The organism is Streptomyces sp. NPDC090088, assembly GCF_044747345.1.
In the GTDB taxonomy this organism is placed as follows: domain Bacteria; phylum Actinomycetota; class Actinomycetes; order Streptomycetales; family Streptomycetaceae; genus Streptomyces.
The window spans coordinates 537115-553950 of record NZ_JBIVDZ010000004.1; the positions used below are offsets into that span (position 1 = coordinate 537115).

At 70.2% G+C, this 16836-nt stretch carries 16 protein-coding genes and 1 pseudogene; 5 read left to right on the forward strand and 12 right to left on the reverse strand.

What is annotated here, in order from left to right:
* Positions 1 to 103 precede the first annotated feature (103 nt).
* Both ACIPSJ_RS22460 and ACIPSJ_RS22465 read left to right on the forward strand, forming a co-directional pair.
* Positions 104 to 1669, forward strand: coding sequence for a carboxylesterase/lipase family protein (locus ACIPSJ_RS22460; RefSeq protein WP_401348098.1), 1566 nt, complete (start codon positions 104 to 106; stop codon positions 1667 to 1669).
* Positions 1670 to 1794: 125 nt separating this feature from the next.
* Positions 1795 to 3039 (forward strand): serine hydrolase domain-containing protein, encoded by a 1245-nt coding sequence (locus ACIPSJ_RS22465; RefSeq protein ID WP_401348100.1) that lies wholly within the window; start codon positions 1795 to 1797, stop codon positions 3037 to 3039.
* Between the two features lie 121 nt (positions 3040 to 3160).
* Here ACIPSJ_RS22465 and ACIPSJ_RS22470 read toward each other — a convergent pair whose 3' ends face one another.
* The 10 genes and pseudogenes from ACIPSJ_RS22470 to ACIPSJ_RS22515 form a co-directional block, all read right to left on the reverse strand.
* Positions 3161 to 3589 (reverse strand): hypothetical protein, encoded by a 429-nt coding sequence (locus ACIPSJ_RS22470; RefSeq protein WP_401348101.1) that lies wholly within the window; start codon positions 3587 to 3589, stop codon positions 3161 to 3163.
* Positions 3590 to 3635: 46 nt separating this feature from the next.
* Positions 3636 to 3803 (reverse strand): annotated as a pseudogene (gene proY / locus ACIPSJ_RS22475) (proline-specific permease ProY); the annotation flags it as partial.
* Between the two features lie 294 nt (positions 3804 to 4097).
* Positions 4098 to 5282: an ArgE/DapE family deacylase gene (locus tag ACIPSJ_RS22480; protein WP_401348104.1), complete on the reverse strand. Its 1185-nt coding sequence runs from the start codon at positions 5280 to 5282 to the stop codon at positions 4098 to 4100.
* 292 nt (positions 5283 to 5574) lie between these two features.
* Entirely contained in the window at positions 5575 to 6849 is a 1275-nt protein-coding gene (locus tag ACIPSJ_RS22485) for a M20 family metallo-hydrolase (RefSeq protein ID WP_401348106.1), read from the reverse strand.
* A gap of 51 nt (positions 6850 to 6900) precedes the next feature.
* The gene (locus tag ACIPSJ_RS22490; RefSeq protein WP_401348108.1) at positions 6901 to 7518 is read right to left on the reverse strand and encodes a LysE family translocator; all 618 of its coding nucleotides are present in this window, start codon (positions 7516 to 7518) and stop codon (positions 6901 to 6903) included.
* A gap of 98 nt (positions 7519 to 7616) precedes the next feature.
* A complete protein-coding gene (locus ACIPSJ_RS22495) occupies positions 7617 to 8738 on the reverse strand; it encodes a diaminopropionate ammonia-lyase (RefSeq protein ID WP_401348111.1) in 1122 nt (373 codons plus the stop codon).
* A 260-nt stretch (positions 8739 to 8998) separates the two neighbouring features.
* Entirely contained in the window at positions 8999 to 9889 is an 891-nt protein-coding gene (locus ACIPSJ_RS22500; RefSeq protein ID WP_401348113.1) for an MBL fold metallo-hydrolase, read from the reverse strand.
* Between the two features lie 54 nt (positions 9890 to 9943).
* The gene (locus ACIPSJ_RS22505; protein WP_359212658.1) at positions 9944 to 10399 is read right to left on the reverse strand and encodes an SRPBCC family protein; all 456 of its coding nucleotides are present in this window, start codon (positions 10397 to 10399) and stop codon (positions 9944 to 9946) included.
* A gap of 44 nt (positions 10400 to 10443) precedes the next feature.
* Complete coding sequence (locus ACIPSJ_RS22510) at positions 10444 to 11223, reverse strand: SDR family oxidoreductase (protein WP_359212655.1); 780 nt, start codon at positions 11221 to 11223, stop codon at positions 10444 to 10446.
* A 108-nt stretch (positions 11224 to 11331) separates the two neighbouring features.
* Complete coding sequence (locus ACIPSJ_RS22515; protein ID WP_401348117.1) at positions 11332 to 12210, reverse strand: MBL fold metallo-hydrolase; 879 nt, start codon at positions 12208 to 12210, stop codon at positions 11332 to 11334.
* Between the two features lie 82 nt (positions 12211 to 12292).
* Between ACIPSJ_RS22515 and ACIPSJ_RS22520 the strand changes: the two genes are divergently transcribed.
* From ACIPSJ_RS22520 to ACIPSJ_RS22530, 3 genes are all read left to right on the forward strand, one after another.
* Positions 12293 to 12724, forward strand: coding sequence for a MarR family transcriptional regulator (locus ACIPSJ_RS22520; RefSeq protein WP_359212649.1), 432 nt, complete (start codon positions 12293 to 12295; stop codon positions 12722 to 12724).
* A gap of 519 nt (positions 12725 to 13243) precedes the next feature.
* Positions 13244 to 14170, forward strand: coding sequence for a LysR family transcriptional regulator (locus tag ACIPSJ_RS22525; RefSeq protein WP_401348664.1), 927 nt, complete (start codon positions 13244 to 13246; stop codon positions 14168 to 14170).
* Between the two features lie 113 nt (positions 14171 to 14283).
* Positions 14284 to 14964: a TetR/AcrR family transcriptional regulator gene (locus ACIPSJ_RS22530; protein ID WP_359212642.1), complete on the forward strand. Its 681-nt coding sequence runs from the start codon at positions 14284 to 14286 to the stop codon at positions 14962 to 14964.
* A 45-nt stretch (positions 14965 to 15009) separates the two neighbouring features.
* On the opposite strand, the gene ACIPSJ_RS22535 is transcribed toward ACIPSJ_RS22530, so the two are convergent.
* Positions 15010 to 15918 (reverse strand): TIGR03564 family F420-dependent LLM class oxidoreductase, encoded by a 909-nt coding sequence (locus ACIPSJ_RS22535; protein ID WP_401348120.1) that lies wholly within the window; start codon positions 15916 to 15918, stop codon positions 15010 to 15012.
* 13 nt (positions 15919 to 15931) lie between these two features.
* Complete coding sequence (locus tag ACIPSJ_RS22540; protein WP_401348123.1) at positions 15932 to 16834, reverse strand: SMP-30/gluconolactonase/LRE family protein; 903 nt, start codon at positions 16832 to 16834, stop codon at positions 15932 to 15934.
* Positions 16835 to 16836: the final 2 nt, after the last annotated feature.

A 16836-nucleotide genomic window follows, 5' to 3' on the forward strand; every position in this document is an offset into this window, starting at 1 on the left:
GAGCCGGTTCACGGCCACGACCACCGAGCCCGGCGGCCTGTCCGCCAAGCCCTCGACCATTCGATGGCATCCGTCATCCGCACCACGTGAGAAGCCGCCGACCATGCCTTACGTACACGCGACTGTCGAACAGGGAACCCTGCGCGGCATCGACAACGCCGGTGTCGTCAGCTTCCTCGGCGTCCCCTACGGTGCCTCCACGGCCGGCGACGACCGCTTCCGCCCGCCGAGGCCGGCGGAGCCCTGGGACGGGGTCCGGGACGCCCTCGCCTTCGGACCCTCGGCGCCGCAGACCGATCTGCGACTGAACGCCACAGGCAGTCTCGCGCCACTGCTGACCCTTCTCATGCCGCGTGCCGGCGTCCCCACGGAGGGGGGTGCCGTCGACGAGGACTGCCTCCGGCTGAACGTCTGGGCGCCGTCCGGCCGGCCCGAGGGCTCGCTGCCGGTTCTGGTCTGGCTCCACGGAGGCGGCTACTCCTACGGGTCGGGCAACGAGATGTCCTTCAACGGCGACGTCCTGGCGGCCGCAGGTGACCTCGTCGTCGTGACGGTCACCCACCGGCTGGGGCTCCTCGGCTTCCTCGACCTGCGGGAGCTGGGTGAACCGGGTTCCGCGAACGCCGGGCTGCTCGACATCGTCGCCGCGCTGGAGTGGGTTCAGCGCAATGTCGCGGTCTTCGGAGGCGACCCGGCGCGGGTCACCGTGTGCGGTCAGTCAGGCGGCAGCGGGAAGGTCGCGGCGCTGAACACCATGCCCCGGGCCCGCGATCTCTTCGCCCGTTCGATCATGATGAGCGGACCGTTCGGGCAATCGCACAGCGCGGCGGACGCCGGCGCCCTCCGCGCTCGGACGATGGATCTCGCCGGCCTCTCCACGGTCGACGAGCTGCGCGCAGCGCCGGTCGCCCGCCTCCTGGATGCGCAGACGGCGGTGCTCCGCGCCGTGGCACAGATGTCCAGGGGTGACGATGCTCGTGGGCTGGAGCTGGACCGGGCACCGGGATTCGGCCCCTCCCACGACCCGGAGGATCTGCCCGGCGACTCCTTCGGCGACGAGGCGACCGACGGCGTGCGGGGCAAACAGTTGCTGATCGGCTGGACCACGCACGAGTCGAGCTTCCTGATGGCCGCCGACCCGTCGTACCGGACCGGCATGCTGCCGGACGCGGCCTCGGCCCGCGTCGACGCGCTGGCGGACGTCGACGGCGTCACCTACGCCGACCTCGCCGCACAGTTCCCCGACGAGGCGCCGCACCTGCTGCTCGCGCGGCGCATGAGCCGGCTCATGTTCCACGAGCCGGCCCGCAGGATCGCCGGGCTGGCGGCGGCGAAGGCCGACGGAGTGTGGGCCTACGAGTTCCGGCAGCCCACCGAGGTGCTGGGCGGCCTGCTGGGCGCAACCCACTCCCTCGACCTGGCCTACGTGTTCGGCACGGTGGACCGCATTCCGCTGACCGGCCGCAGCCTGGACCGGCACCGGGTCTCACGCGACATGATGCGCGCGTGGGCCTCCTTCGCGCACACCGGTGACCCCGGCTGGAAGCCGTGGGCCTCGGCCGAAGCCGTGCACTCCTTCGGAACGTCGTACGGGCCGGATCTGCGGCTCCCCGAGGACGTGGACATGAGCGGCCCGCTGGCAGGCTCAGAACCGCAACCGCGGGGGTGAGCGCCGGTCCGGGATCTGTCCTGCCCGCCGACCGGATCCGCCCCGTTCCCATTCGGCTCGCCGATGCCCACATCCAAGCCCTCCTTCTCGTCTGCCTGCCCGACCACCGACAGAGAGGAACCTCCGTGAGCACCGACGCTCCCCGTGCGGCCGGTCACGCCGCCACGGCGGCCGACGCCGTCCAGGGCTTCGTGGCCCCGGGCTTCGAAGCCGTGAGCAGGCAACTCGCCCAGCTCGTCGCCGAGAACGCCGACTACTCGGCGCAGTTCTGCGCCTACGCGGACGGCAGGACTGTCGTCGACGTCTGGAGTGGGCCCGATGCCGAGGAGAACTCCGTCCAGGGGATCTTCTCCGCCACCAAGGGCGTGGTCGGTGTGTGCGCAGCCCTCCTGATCGAACGCGGCCTGCTTGATCCGGACAAGGAGATGAGCCACTACTGGCCCGAGTTCGCCCAGAGGGGCAAGGGATCGGTCACCGTACGCACGGCTCTGTCGCACCGAGCCGGAATCCCCGGTGTCGAACCGCAGGTGACACACGACCAACTCATGGACCACGGCTACATGGCGGCGCGCCTCGCCGCCCAGACGCCGCACTGGCACCCGGGCGCCGCACACGGGTACCACGGCCTCACCATCGGGACGCTCGTGGACGAACTGGTCCGCCGCATCGACGGCCGGACTCTCGACCGGTTCTACCGTGAGGAGATCGGCGCCCCTCGGGACATCGATGTCTTCATCGCGACACCGGAGGACCAGGAACCCCGTGTGCGCGACGTGCTCCCGCAACAGCCCACCGCCGGGCAGGCGGCGGCCATGCAGGGCTCGCCTCTCCGGCAGTCGGGCGACACTCTGCCCGGTATGGCCTTCAACCTGGCGGTCAACGACCCACTGGCCGAGCTGATGCCGAATGTCCGCCGGTACCGCGCCGCGGGACAGCCGTCGGCCGGCGGCGTCGGATCCGCCCGAGGCCTCGCCCGGCTCTATGCCTCCCTGATCAGCGAGGTCGACGGCATGCCGCGGCTGCTGTCGCCGGAGACGGTGGCCACAGTCTCGCAACTCCACTCGGTCGGCCTCGACATGGTCCTCTGTCTGCCCACCCGGTTCGGCATCGTCTTCCAGAAGCCGGACCCCACCCGAATGCTCTGCGGCAGCCACCAGTCGTTCGGCCACGACGGTGCCGGAGGTGCCATAGGTATCGCCGACCCGTGGCACTCTCTCGGCTGGGGCTACGTGCCACGCCGGATGTCGACCCCCGGCGGCGCGGACGAACGCGGCCTTGCACTGGCCGGCACACTGCGCCAGTGCCTCGCCGAACAGCGTGCTTGCCCTCCTTCTCCTCGGACAGGGCAACCCTCTGCGCCGGGGACCTGAGTGCCGAAGGACAACCGGCCGACGGCAGGATCGCCGAGGACGGCGGCACGGCTCTGGCGGTGTGCCATCGGGTGGGTGAGCCGCGGACCACGGCGGTCAACGACCCTCCCGTTCCGTCACCTCAGTCGGATATCTCGACCTGTACCTCCACCTCGACAGGGGCGTTCAACGGGAGGACCGCGACGCCAACCGCGCTGCGGGCGTGAACCCCCTTGTCTCCCCGGACCTGACGGAGCAGTTCGCTCGCGCCGTTGACGACACCGGGCTGACCGGCGAAGTCGGCAGCGGGCAGCCGACGCCCGCTCAGCCTCTTCACGACCACGGGGGCCTCGCCGTTGACGGCCAGGCCCCGGAGCATCCGGCCGGTGGAGTGGATGCCGGAGTTGCACGAGGACAGGGCCGCGGCCAGCACGACGAGTGCGCCGACGTAGAAGATGGCGATACGGACGGGCAGGGTGTTGGTCGCCTTGCGGAGGGTCTGCTGAGGGTTCTCCGCCTCGCCCGCGGTGACACCGAGGAGTTCGTCCCGAGGCAGGCGAAGACGACGCACTGCCGAAGGTGAGCACGCCGACGCCGATCACGGGCATCGCGGTGATGGCGACCACCTTGATGGCCGAGAACCAGAACTCCATCTCTCCGAAGAGCTTGACGGAGATGAGATCGGCGACGAACAGGACGACGAGGGCTGTCGCGGCGGTGGCCCAGACGGGTACGGCCGGCCACCAGTAGGCGATGGAGTGGCCGGCGGCGGTCACTTCCGCCATGCAGGCCGAGACCCACAACGCCCAGTACGCCCCCGACCCCCGCCCCGGCGTGGCAGGCGATCAGGCTCGGGCCGATCCTGGCGATGGCGGCACCGGATCCGTAGATGAGGCCGACGCCGATGGCGCCGCCGATCGCCATCATCTGAACCTGGCGGGCGCTGAGCCCGCGCTGGTAGCCCTCGTCCGGCGCTCTGTCTGCGGGGGGGGAACCGCCGTGGTGCTGGTCAACCCGAGTGGTCATGGTGATGCACCTTTCGATCCGTGCCGGACGGGGCTACCGGTCCGGCCGACGGCTCAGGAGCAGAAGTCGGTGATGGTGGCCGTGAGGATCTCGGTGAGGCGGTCCAACGAGGCCAGGTCGACGTACTCGGTGGCCGCGTGGGCGCCTTCGCCGTCGACGCCGAAGAGCAGACAGGGGATGCCCGCGCGGTCCAGGAGGGCGCAGTCGGTCCAGAACGGTTCGGCCCGCACCACGGGCGGGTGGCCAAGGACCTGCTCGGCGTGGTGAGTGAGCGTACGGACGACGTCCGCCTGCGGAGAGGCCTCGAAGGGTTCACGGTGCAGGCCCCGGCTGAGCCGGTAGCGGAAGTCGGGGACCGTCGCGGCGAGACCGTCGAGGAGCTCGGTCAGTTCCCGCTCGACGGTGTCGGCGTGCTCGCCGGGGACGGTGCGGCGCTCCAGGGTGATGCGGCAGTGCGCCGGGTAGGTGGAGGCCTCCTCGCCGCCGTGGATGACGGAGGCGTGCACCGTGCCGGTACCCAGCAGCGGGTGGGCCGGACCTTGAGCGAGACGCCGGCCGAGGGTCTCCAGCGCGACCAGGAAGTGGCCGGCTCTGGCGATGGCGTCGATGCCGAGTTCGGGCCGGGAACCGTGGGCAGCACGGCCCTGGATCTCGACGTCGAACCAGGCGAAACCCTTGTGCGCGAGGGTGACCTCCAGGTGGCTCGGCTCGGTGACGATCGCCGCGTCGGCCGTGAAGGACTCCAGCACCTCCTCGGTGCCCGAGCTGCCGTACTCCTCGTCGGCGACGCAGGCGAGGATGACGTCACCGTGCAGGCGGCCGTGGGAGGTGGCTCGGGCGGCGGCGACCATCATGGCCGCGATGCCGCCCTTCATGTCGAAGGTGCCGCGGCCGTACATCCTGCCGTCGCGGATCTGCGGGTCGAGCGGGTCGCCGTCGTAGTCGGCGAGACTGACGGTGTCCAGGTGGCCGTTGAGCATGAGGGACCGACCGCCGCCGGTGCCGCGCGCGATCGCCACGAGCGAGGGCCGGCCGGGCCGCTTCTCCAGGCTGTGGATCTCGAAGCCGCGCGCAGCCAGCCACGCGCCGCAGAACTCGGCGACGGCCCTCTCGCCGGCCCCTCCTGGTACGAGGTCCGGGTTGACGGAGTCGATGCGGATCAGCTCGGCCAGCAGGCGGCCTGCTTCCGGGTCCGGGCGATCGGCGGCGACCGTGGGCGAAGGGTTCTCGGGGAGCATGGGGACCTTCCGGGGCTCGGTGTGCCTCCGGTTGCCGAGCCTCCGGCGGAGGGAGGACCAGCGTGGAGGCAGCGGTGCTTGCCGAGCACGGTGCCGCAACGCGTTCACATCGGTCCAGCGAAGGTTTCCGACCAATAGCCATCGGAAATCCCGAACGTTTTTCCTGCGTGTGCCGAGTACGGGGGCATGCCGGATCCGGGGAGCGCCGCAGGCGCTCCCCGGATCCGGCTGTGGGGTTCTGGTCGGCCGTCCTGGCCTGCGCGGTGGGGTTGGCCGCGGACGTGGGCGGCGGTCAGTCCTGGTTGGCCAGGCGCAGGAGGGCGGTGGCCAGGACATCGACGCCGTGGGCGCATGCCTCGGGGGTGGAGTACTCACGGGGGTTGTGGCTGATGCCGTCGTACTCACCGCGTACGAAGATCATGGCGGTGGGACAGAGCGCCGCGATCTCCTGGGCGTCGTGGCCGGCACCGGACAGCAGCGAGATGTGCTCCAGCCCGTGGTCGTCGGCGGCCTGCGCGATGACCTTCTGCACACCCTCGTCGAAGGGGACGTAGGCCGTCCTGGCCATCCGCCGGACGGTCAGCGACAGGCCCGGGCCGCTCTTCTCCAGCCTCTCCAGGAAGGTGGCGAGCGCCTCCTCGGCGCGGGCCATCTGCGCATCGTCGGGGTTGCGCAGGTCGACGGTCATCTCGGCGCGGGCCGGGACGATGTTGGTCAGGTCCGGGTGGACGATCAGATGGCCGACGGTGGCCCGCAGGTCCCCGTACTCGCCGGAGTCGACCAGCTCCCGCAGGTGGACGATGATCTGCGCCGCGGCCAGGCCGGCGTCGGCGCGCAGACGGGTGGGTGTGGTGCCGGCGTGCGCGGCGCGGCCGTGGATGGTGATCTCCTGCCAGGAGATGCCCTGCACTCCGGTGACGACACCGATCTCGACGTCGTTCTCCGCGAGCACCGGGCCCTGTTCGATGTGGCACTCGACGTAGGCGTACGGCGGGGTCAGGCGCACGTCGGCGTGACCGTCGAAGCCGGTGCGGGCCAACTCGTCGCCCAGGGTGCGACCGTCACGGTCGGTCAGGCCGTGGGCGTACGCCAGGCTCAGCCGGCCCACGGCCACGGCGCTGCCGAGCATGTCGGTACCGAAGCGGACGCCCTCCTCCTCGGTGAACACGCCGACCTCGATCGAGCGGCGGGTGCGGATGCCGCGCTCGTTCAGGGTGCGGACGACCTCGATGCCGCCCAGGACACCGAGGCAGCCGTCGAAGGCACCCGCGGTGGCGACGCTGTCGATGTGCGAGCCGGTCAGCACCGGAGCAGCGGTGGGGTCGATGCCCTCCCGGCGGCCGTAGACGTTGCCCATGCGGTCGACGCGCACGCTCAGTCCGGCGTCCTCCATCCACGCGATGACCTGGCGGCGCCCGGTCGCGTCGGCGTCGGTGAGGGCGAGGCGGTTGACGCCGCGCAGGCCGGTGCGCTCGTCGTCGTACGCGCCGATCTCGGCGAGGTCCGTCAAGGACCGCCACAGGCGGTCGCCGTTGACCGTGATCTTGTCGGGGTCGGAGTTCGTCATGAGTTGTCTCCCGGAGGGTGCCGGAAACGGTGGGTGCAGGGGGGACGTCGATCAGCCGGACGCGGTCGCGACCACAAGGCCGAAGCCGATCAGCACGACGCCCGTGGTCCGCCCGAGAGCCCGGCGGACGCGCGGCTTGTGCAGGACGGGGCCGGCCTTGGACAGCAGGCACACGTAGCTGCCCAGCCAGGCGAGAGTGAGGAGGGCGTGGAGAAGGACGAGGAGCGTCATGGCCCACGCGGTGGGCAGGTGGGGTGGGGCGAGGGTGGGAAGCAGTCCGGTGTAGAAGACGGCGATCTTCGGGTTGAGGACATTGCTGACCAGACCCGTCCGCCATGGGCTTCCGGTGACGTCGGGGGCGTCCGTCGCGGCGGCCGTCGCGGAGCGGCGGTGCTGCCACAGCGCCTGCGCGCCCAGGAACAGAAGGTAGCCGGCGCCCAGGAACTTGACGGCGAGGTACGCCGCGGGTGACGCGGCCAGCACGGCCGCGAGCCCGGCGACCGTCAGCGCACCCCAGACCAGCAGCCCGGTCGCGATCCCGCCCACGGTGCGCAGCGCGTCCCCGCGCCCGGCGGCGAGTGCCCGGCGGGTCACCACGGCCATGTCCGGGCCGGGTACGACGGTCAGCAGGCCGAGGACGCCGAGCGCCGTCGCGAGGTGGGTCAGCATGCTGCCGTCCTCCTGCTGACGGACCTGGTCGAACGGCTCGGCCGGCTGGGGAGCAAAGGGCGATGTCTCAAAGCAGGGGTCTTTCAGGTGTCGCGTGTTCAGTGATCGGTGGCGGAGTGCGGATTGGCCGCCGTGCCCTCGGTGCTCAGGAGCACGACGACGGAGGAGGGGCCCAACTCCATTGCCGTACGGCGTTCCTCGCCGCCCACGCCGGTGAGTGCGGCGCGGAGTCCGGCGAGCGCCGCGGCCCCGCAGGGACCCGAGGAGACCCCGAGGGCGACGAGGTCGGCGGCCGCACCGGCGCTGTCGGCATCCGTTATGGCGACCGCGGCATCCAGCCCGCCGTACAGGTAGGGCCAGGCGGTGCTGGACGGGGTGCCGCAGTTCAGCCCGGCCATGGTGGTCTCACCCGTGGTGAGACTGACCGGTTCGCCGAGAGAGAGGCTCTCCAGGACGCAGGCCGCGCCCTCGGGCTCCACGGACAGCAGCGCCGGAGCACGACCGGCCGTGCGGCTGCGGTAGTGGGTGACGACGGCCTGCGCCAGCGAGCCCACGCCGACGGGCACCGCGACGACGTCGGCCCCCTCGACCGCTCCCGCCGCCACCAGTTGCTCGTCGATCTCGGCACACAGGGTGGAGTACCCCTCGACGATCCAGCCGGGGATTCGCTCGTATCCCGGCCAACCGGTGTCCTGGACCAACACCGTGTCCGGCCCTTCGGCCGCCTCGGCCGCCAGCCGGACGGCCTCGTCGTACGACCCTACGACCTCCGTCACCTTCGCCTGCTCGGCCACGATGGCGGCCACGGCCCCGGGGTGGACACCCTGAGGGACGAAGACATGTGCGTACTGCCCGAGCCGACGGGCCATCCGGGCGACCGCCCGGCCGTGGTTGCCATCGGTGGCGGTCACCAGGGTCACCGGCGCCGGTTCACAGCCGTCCGCGGCCCGCTCGGCCAGCGTGCGGTGGACCGCCCAGGACGCGCCCAGCGCCTTGAAGGCGGGCAGTCCGAGACGGCTGGACTCGTCCTTCACGAACACGCGGCCGACACCGAGTTCCGCCGCGAGCGAAGGGAGTTCCGTCAGCGGGGTGGGCGAGTAGTCGGGCAAGGAGCGGTGGAAGTCCCGTACCTCTGCGGGCGCGGGTGCACACCGCCAGGTGCGGGCGCTGGACCGGGCGAACCACGGCAGCGAACGGGGAGAGGAGGAGTTGTCAGACACATGCCCAGGGTCCGACGTCCTACCAGAATCGGTCCAGCGAATGTTTCCGACTTGTACTCATCGAAAAAACCGAGCATTGGCCCTGAGCGGACACGGCCTCCGAACTCGTGGCGTTGCCGGCCTCGAACCGCGTCGGTCTCTCCGCCGGCGCCGTTATGACATCAGGGCTGACCGCAGGACGTCCTGATGATGAGTGCCGGGCCCGTGAGACTGATCGAGGGCTCGGCATCGATCAGTCCCGACCGCCTGGGCCGCCATGCCTATTCCTGGTGCCCCAGCCGCACGATCATGTCGGGGTGGCGCTCACTCAGGTCCTTGAGCTGGTTGAGGCTCTTGATGCTCGGCTCGCGCTCCTGCATGTAGGTCCCGGGCTCGACACCGTTGTCCCAGCCCCAGCGGGTGTGGCAGACGTCGCCGGTCATCAGGACCGGACCGGTCGGCGTGCACGCTATGTAGGAAACGTGTCCGGTGGTGTGGCCGGGGGTGAGGATCGCGAAGAACGAGCCGTCGCCGAACACGTCGTTGACGCCTTCGAGCTTCCCGCCGAGGTCCTTCTCGAACTGGAGCTCCTCCAACGGCGGCCGTCCGGCCAGCAGGTGGTTGTACGTGCTCTGGGCGAACAGGTTCAGGAAGAGCGACGCCTCGGCCTCGTCGGCGCCGGTGTAGATCGGGACGTCCTTGGGAATGTCCGGCAGCCCGGAGACGTGGTCGAGGTGCAGGTGCGTCATGAAGACCCCGTTCAGCGGGACTCCCTCGGCCGCGATGATGTCCGCGGCGGTCTGCTGAGTGTCCATCTTCTCGATGCCCCCGAACTTCCGGAGCATCATGCCGACGCCCACGCCCACCGGGTCCTCCACCAGCTTGCGTGAGACCCCTGTGTCCACCAGGAAGAAGCCGTAGGTGGGGTGCCGCAGGACGTGGGCGTAGATCTTGATCGGCTCCTTGCGGTCGGTGATCCCGGCGGCGACGGCCTTCGGGTGCTTGATGTTCAGCAGACCCGTGATCGGGGCCTCCCAGTTCGCGCCGACCGTCTTGAGCTCGATCGGGCCCGGCTCGTCGATCCGGGCCTCCATGGCGGCCGCGCTGATCGGCGCGCCGAAACGGGCCGACTTCGCGCCGTGGGTCGTGGCCTTGAACGTGAGCAGCTTCATGTTGTACTTCCTCTTGCCTGATCGCTGGTAGCTGATTGCTGATTCGTGCTGTGGCTAGCGGGCGCGCTGTTCGCGGGCGTGGGCGTCGAAGGCGCCCAGTTCCTTGGTGTAGATGCTGTGCAGCCTGCGCGGCGCGGCGATCCGCTCGACGAAGCCGGCGACGCCGGACTCGCCGTCGAAGCTGGCGGCGACCTTGACCAGCGTCTGCCCGCCTTGCGGGGTGAGGGTGTACGTCGTGACGAGACCGGAGCCGTTGGTGTCGGTCAGGACGAGGGTCCGGCCCGGGGTCGGCTCGGTGACCTCCATCCGGATCACCTTGGCACCCCCGGCGAAGTCGATCTTGACCTGAATGACGCTGCCCGTGCCCACCCCGCCCTGCACGACCTGGCAGTCGTAGAACGGGGCCGGCAGGAACCGGGCGTGCAGGTGCATGTCCGCGAGGTAGCGGTAGACCTCGTCCGACGGGGCGTCGATGGTGTGCTCGGCGGACGCGGCGACGGTGTGAGCCATGGGAGTGGCCTCCAATTCTCTGTGGTGAGGTGCCGATATCCGGTTCAGATGGTCTTGATGGTGCCGCCGTCGATGACGTAGTCGGCGCCGGTGATGTTGCCGGCCACGTCGGACAGCAGGAACGCGACCAGGGCCGCGACCTCGCCGGCCTCGCTCATGCGGCCGGTCGTGATGTTCTGGGACTTCGCGATCTGCTGGACGAAGTCGGCGAGGCCGACACCCGCCGCCGAGGCCAGCTGGGCGACCGGGCCGTTGGGGTCCTCGTAGACGGTGGTGCGGACCAGGCCGGGCGAGACGGTGTTCACGCGCACGCCCTGGGGGCCGAACTCCTCGGCCAGAGCCTTGCCGAGCGCGGTGACCGCCGCCTTGACGGCGCTGTAGCTGGCCGGGACGCCCAGGGGCATCCGGGCGACGGCGGAGGAGATGTTCACGACCGCCCCGCGCCGCTCGATCAGGCTGGGCAGGGCCGCGCGCGTGGCACGGACGGTGGCGAGCACGTTGATGTCGAACATGCGGGTCCACTGGGTGTCGCCGGCGTCGAGGAAGCCCATGACGGCCTCGTCCCCGCCGCCCACGTTGTTCACCAGCAGGTCGATGCCGCCCAGCTCGGCCAGCGCGCCGTCGATGAGGGCGGTGACGCCTTCCGCGGTGCTCAGGTCCGCCGCGATCGCGATCGCGCCGCTCTCCTTCAGCTCGGGTGTGATCGTGCGGGCGGCGCCCACGACGCGGACGCCCTCGCCGATCAGGGTGCGGACGGTGGCCAGACCGATGCCCCGGCTGGCGCCGGTGACGACCGCGGTCTTGTCTGCGAGATTGAGGTTCATGACACTCCTATGGGGGATTCATGGCACAACCCATGAACAGATGGTTGGGGGGATTTCTGCGAGGTCAGCGCCCTGTGCGACCGGGCGTCGGGCGCCGGCTGGGCGTTGTCAGGCGTCGATGGGGCGCCAGGCGGCCATGTCGGTGATCTCGACGCGGCCGAAGGGCTCGGGGAAGTGGACGCCGAAGCCGATGGCGTCGGGCTCGGCGAGTTCGAAGAGGAGGTCCTCGCGCAGGCGGGTCGACTTGGCGTGGTCGTGGTCGAAGGTGTTCTCCCAGCGCGGGTGGACGACCTGGAGCGGGGAGTGGAAGGCGTCGCCGAAGGCGACGACCTTCTTGCCGCCGGCCTTGATGACGTAGGCGGCGTGGCCCGCGCTGTGACCCGGCATGTACCGCACGGTGACGCCCGGGAAGATCTCCTCGCCCTCGGCCACGGTGCGCACCCACGGTGCCATCGCGTTGATCATGTCGCCCATGCCCTGAGCCTCCGGGAAGTGGCGCTGGGACCACTCGGACTCGGCGACCAGGTAGGGAATGCCGGCGAACACGGGCCGGTCGCTGCCGGGGGCGGGGTGCCAGGCCCAGCCGAAGTGGTCGGCGTGCAGGTGCGTGAACGCGATCGCCTCGATGTCGGCGGGGGTGTGGCCGAGAGTGGCGAGGTTCTCCAGCAGGGCGCCTCCGGTGATCACGCCGTAGGTGTTCAGCGGCGGGCCCATCGTGATCGGTCCGGCCCCGGCGTCGATGAGCAGGGCCCGGCCGTCGTGCTCGACCAGCAGGCTCCCGACGCTGGCCATCAGGTGGCCGCCCTCGTCGAGGTAGCCGGCGTGCTCCGCCCAGAACTCCTCGCTGGGCTCGGGCAGCAGCATCCGGGCGTTGAGCGTGGCCTGGCCGTCCGGGACGAAGGTCAGCTTCGTCTCACCGAGGGTGAGGCTCCGGATGCCCGCGGCGGTGCGGTACCGCTCGCCGGGATTCGTGGTGGTGTCCGTCATGGGGCCGCGCTCCTAATTCCTATGACCCGAAAGGTTCAGGTCATATCTATCATAGCCTGAAGCAGTCCGCTACTCTGGAGACATGAAGATGACGAACGCGCAGGCAGAAGCACAGTGGGAGCTCGGCAAGCTCTTGCACGACCTCGACATGCAGTGCGCCGCACGGATGCGCGACTGGGTGACTCCGCTGGGCCTGACCGTCGCACAGGCCTCGGCCCTCCATGAGATGAGCGGCCCGATGACCATGAAGGAACTCGCGCAGAAGATGAGCTGTGAGCCGTCGAACGCGACCATCATCATCGACAAGCTCGAATCCCAGCAGCTCATCGAGCGCCACCCCCACCCCACCGACCGGCGCGCCAAGCAACTCGTCCTGACCTCCGAGGGCACCGCGCTGCGCGCGAAGGTCCTGGAAGCCGTCAGCCGCGAACCGGTCTTCCCCGGCCTGGCCGAACCGGAGCTCAAGGCACTCGAAGGCCTGCTCCAGCAGTCGCTCTCCGCCGGCAGCTCATAGATCGGTCACCCCAGGCCTGCGATCGAGTCCCGGGCGTCGTCATGGAGCAGACGGCGGGCCGACGACCAAGGCTCGCCTGATTCGATGAACTCCGATCGCGGCCGGCCTGGGTCTGGCCGCGAGCGTGCATCCGAACGAGTGGATGCGCGGCGACGCGGGTTCCGCGTTTGACGAAAACGGCCTGTCCGGAGTGGGTGCGGCGCTGCGGGAATCCGCGGCATCGTCGGCGAAGTCGATGCCGCGTCGTCAGCGCGGCGCACAACCGCCTGACGATCCCGGACCGTCTTCGGTTGAAGCCGCCGCCCGTCGCGGGTACTGCTTCTCCGCGCGCCGACGCTCACGCCCCTCGCGGTAGGCGCACGTAACCTGCGCCGAATGACCGTAGGTCGCCAAACGTGCAGGTCAGGACGGCGAGTATGCGATTTCTGTTTCTGGTACCGTCACCCCCGGTATCGGTGCGATCGCGCTACTCGATCATGCGTCCGATGCAATGTCTCGGGCTTGAAGGACGTGCTGCCGATGTTCGACCTGCACCGACTGCGCCTGCTCCGCGAACTCAAGCACCGCGGCACCCTGGCAGCCGTCGCCGCGGCGCTGGCCTACGCCCCCTCCTCCGTCTCCCAGCAACTTTCCCAGCTGGAGGCAGAGGTGGGCGTGCCACTGCTGGAACCTGTCGGACGACGGGTGCGCCTGACCGCCCAGGCCGAGATCCTCGTCGCCCACACCGAAGTGGTCCTCGAACGCCTGGAACGCGCTGAGGCGGACATCGCCGCCTCCCTGGACGACCTGACCGGCACTCTGCGCATCGCCTCGTTCCAGACCGCCGCCCTGGCCCTGATCCCGACCGCGCTCGGCCTGCTGCGCGAACAGCATCCCCGTCTCCGCGTCCACGTCACGCAGATGGAACCGGAGCGGTCGCTGCCCGCCCTCCAGGCCCGCGACTTCGACCTGGTCCTCGCCGAGGAGTACCCGGGCAACCCCCATCCGCGGTCCGCCGAACTCGAACAGGAGGACCTGCTCGACGACCCGCTCCATCTCGCTCTGCCCGGTCCCACCGACGAACCGGACACGAACGGTCCGACGGCCACGCTGCGTTCCCTCGCCGACCACCCGTGGGTCATGGAACCCGAGGGAACACCCGCACGGCACTGGGCGATGACCATGTGTCGCAACGCCGGTTTCGAACCCGACGTACGTTTCGACACCACCGACCTGCTGCTCCACCTCCGCCTCGTCGAGCAGGGGCACGCCGCCGGGTTCCTGCCGGACCTGGTCTGGATCGGCCGACCGCCGGCCGTCCCCCTGCGACCGTTGCCCCGCGGCCAGCGCACCCGCCGCGTCTTCACCGTCGTACGGCATGGTCGCAGCCGGCATCCCGCGATTCTGGCCTGCCGGGACGCTCTCCACCGGGCTGCCCACCCGCGGACTGGACACCGAGTGCCGTGACCGGCCGCTTCGCGTCCCGGACGACTCCGGCGTCGGCACCCCTGGCCCCTGTAGGCTGAGCTGCGAGGAAGACTGGTCGGCCTGCACACCGGCGGGCTACGAAGGAGAGGTACGTGGCGCAGCAGACGTCCCGGCCGAAGCAGCCGAACCGGATGCGACGCGAAGGCCCCGAACTCGGCTTCGAGGCGGATCCGGGAGCCGACTGGCGTCACTTCGAGGAGCTGCGGCTCTCTCCTTTCCTCGAAGCGGCACTTGAGGAGTTCGGAGCCCACGGCTACCACGGCGGCTCCGTGCGTGCCATCGCCAACCGCGTCGGCGTGACTCTGCCCACCCTGTACTACCACCACGGCAGCAAACAGGATCTGCTCGTCACCCTTCTCATGGGATCGATGCACGACATCCTCGTCCGCTGCCGCCACGCCCTTGCCGAGGCCGGAGACCGGCCGGAGGACCGGGTGGCGCACATCGTGGAGAGCTTCACCCTGTACATGACCCATCGGCGTCGGCTGGCGTTCCTCGACGGAGAGGTCCGTAACCTCGAACCCGAGAACCGGGAACGTTATGTCGCGCAGCGAACCGAACTCTCCTTGATGTTGCGGGCCGTCGTCGACGACGGCATCACGGACGGCGTGTTCCACACGCCCTACCCGGTCGAGGCCGTCCGCGCCGTCGTCTCGATGTGCCAGGCCGTCGCCGTCTGGTACCGGCCTGAGGGCCCGCTGGGCGAGGCCGAGGTCGCCCAGCGCTACGTGGCACTCGCCCTCGACACCCTGGTGGCCGGTCGGGGCGCATAGCAGCCCTCACGGTCCCCGGCCGGGAGAGCAGTGGCGCGTGAGCCGTCAGGTCACCAGTGACGTCAGCAGGTCCATCGTGCGCTTGCGGGACTGTCGGCGATCCTCCCCCACCGGTACGACGAACACCTGGATGTCAGTCGCCCCCGCGTCGAGAAGACCTTGCAGCTGACGGGTCACGCTCTTCTCGTCACCGAGGACGGCCACGTCCGCCGGGCTCCGGGCGCCGCCGATGTCCATGATGCGACGGTAGTTCGGCATCCTCTCGTAGCTCGCCGCCGTCGCGGCGACGGCGGCGCGGGCCTCGGTCATGTCGTCGTGCACCGCCACCGGCAGGCCCGCGACGATCCGCGGCTCGGGTCGCCCCGCCGCCGACGCCACGGCCCGAAGTCTCGGCGCGACATGAGTCTCGACCGCCCGCGCCGACGCCATGAACAGGACCACGCCGTCCGCCAGTTCGCCGGCCACCCGGAGCAGACGCGGTCCCAACGCCGCCAGCAGTACCGGTACCGGTTGCCGTGTCTCCACCCTGGCGCCTCGGGCCGTCCACTCCGATCCCTCGAAGGTGACCGGCTCACGGCGCAGTAATCCCGTCAGAATCCGCAGGTATTCCTCCGTGTTGTGGCCGGGGCGGTCGTACGAGAGGCCGTACATCCCGCTCACCACCGGTTCGTGCGAGGGCCCGATGCCCAAGGTGAAGCCGGGCCGCCCCATCGCCTCCGCCACCGAGGCGGCGCGGTTCGCCTGGAGGAGGGGGTGGCAGGGGTACGTCTGCAGGACGGCGGTCCCGAGTTCGATCGTCGAGGTCTCCCGGCCCGCGACGGCCATCGCGGCCAGCGGGTCGCCGAGGACCGTGCTGTCGTACCAGACGGAGCTGAAGCCTCCCTTCTCGGCGTCCTTGGCCTGTTCGACGAGCTTCTCGGTGGTCGTCGGTCGTCCTGTGAGCCCAATTCTCATGCGGCGTGGCCTTTCAGCGCGATACGTGGTCCTGTCCGAACTTGTTCTCGGGAACCCCCCTGACGCCGAGGCCGCTCAGGGCGAGGATCCGGCCGTCGGCCTGGGTGTTCTCGTTGCCTCGGGAGGTGACGACGAGGACATCGAGGTCCGGGCCGGCGAACGCCACGCTGGTCGGGCTCACGACCGGTACCGCGACGCGCCGGTCGAGGGTGCCGTCCGGTGCGTACCGTCGGATCTCGCCACCCTGGTAGGCGGCCACCCATAGGTATCCCTGCTCGTCGACGGTGGTTCCGTCGGGAATGGCCCCGCCGTCCGTGAACTCCGTGACGATCCGCCGATTGGTGGCCTGACCGGTCGAGGCGTCGTAGTCCCAGGCGTGGACCCGGCGAAGTCCGCTGTCGTTGCAGTAGAAGGTCGTACCGTCCGCGTCGAAGCACGGCCCGTTGGTGACGCCGACGGGGTCACCGATGACGTGCACGCTCAGGTCGGCGTCGACGCGGTAGAGCTTGCCGGACGGGCTCGGCAGGTCCTTCTTCCCGTCGAGCAGGGCCTGGATGAGCGCACCGTCGGCCATGCCGGTGACGAACCGCCCCTGGCGGTCGACGGTGCCGTCGTTGAAGCCGAAGCCGGGGCCGAGGCCGGCTTCGAAGACGGTTTCCGCGGCGCCCGACTCCAGGTCGAACAGATAGACACCGTCACCGGAGGTGACGACGGCTCCGCCGCCCTTCCGCAGCGCGAGTGAGGAGATCGTTTCCCCGGGGAACCTGGAGCTCCGCAGATCACCGCCGTCGAGGGCGCACCGGTGCACCGCCGCGTCGAACACGTCGATCCAGTACAGCCGTTCCTGGTCGGCATCCCAGACGGGAGCCTCACCCATGCGCATCCTCGACTCGGTCACGACACGTGTTTCCAGCATGA

Excerpts from the sequence above, each read along its gene's own strand:
- ACIPSJ_RS22460 (WP_401348098.1), top strand. The coding sequence starts at position 104 with ATGCCTTACGTACACGCGACTGTCGAACAGGGAACCCTGCGCGGCATC.
- ACIPSJ_RS22480 (WP_401348104.1), bottom strand. The coding sequence starts at position 5,282 with ATGCTCCCCGAGAACCCTTCGCCCACGGTCGCCGCCGATCGCCCGGAC.
- ACIPSJ_RS22485 (WP_401348106.1), bottom strand. The coding sequence starts at position 6,849 with ATGACGAACTCCGACCCCGACAAGATCACGGTCAACGGCGACCGCCTG.
- ACIPSJ_RS22490 (WP_401348108.1), bottom strand. The coding sequence starts at position 7,518 with ATGCTGACCCACCTCGCGACGGCGCTCGGCGTCCTCGGCCTGCTGACC.
- ACIPSJ_RS22500 (WP_401348113.1), bottom strand. The coding sequence starts at position 9,889 with ATGAAGCTGCTCACGTTCAAGGCCACGACCCACGGCGCGAAGTCGGCC.
- ACIPSJ_RS22505 (WP_359212658.1), bottom strand. The coding sequence starts at position 10,399 with ATGGCTCACACCGTCGCCGCGTCCGCCGAGCACACCATCGACGCCCCG.
- ACIPSJ_RS22510 (WP_359212655.1), bottom strand. The coding sequence starts at position 11,223 with ATGAACCTCAATCTCGCAGACAAGACCGCGGTCGTCACCGGCGCCAGC.
- ACIPSJ_RS22515 (WP_401348117.1), bottom strand. The coding sequence starts at position 12,210 with ATGACGGACACCACCACGAATCCCGGCGAGCGGTACCGCACCGCCGCG.
- ACIPSJ_RS22520 (WP_359212649.1), top strand. The coding sequence starts at position 12,293 with ATGAAGATGACGAACGCGCAGGCAGAAGCACAGTGGGAGCTCGGCAAG.
- ACIPSJ_RS22525 (WP_401348664.1), top strand. The coding sequence starts at position 13,244 with ATGTTCGACCTGCACCGACTGCGCCTGCTCCGCGAACTCAAGCACCGC.
- ACIPSJ_RS22535 (WP_401348120.1), bottom strand. The coding sequence starts at position 15,918 with ATGAGAATTGGGCTCACAGGACGACCGACGACCACCGAGAAGCTCGTC.
- ACIPSJ_RS22540 (WP_401348123.1), bottom strand. The coding sequence starts at position 16,834 with ATGCTGGAAACACGTGTCGTGACCGAGTCGAGGATGCGCATGGGTGAG.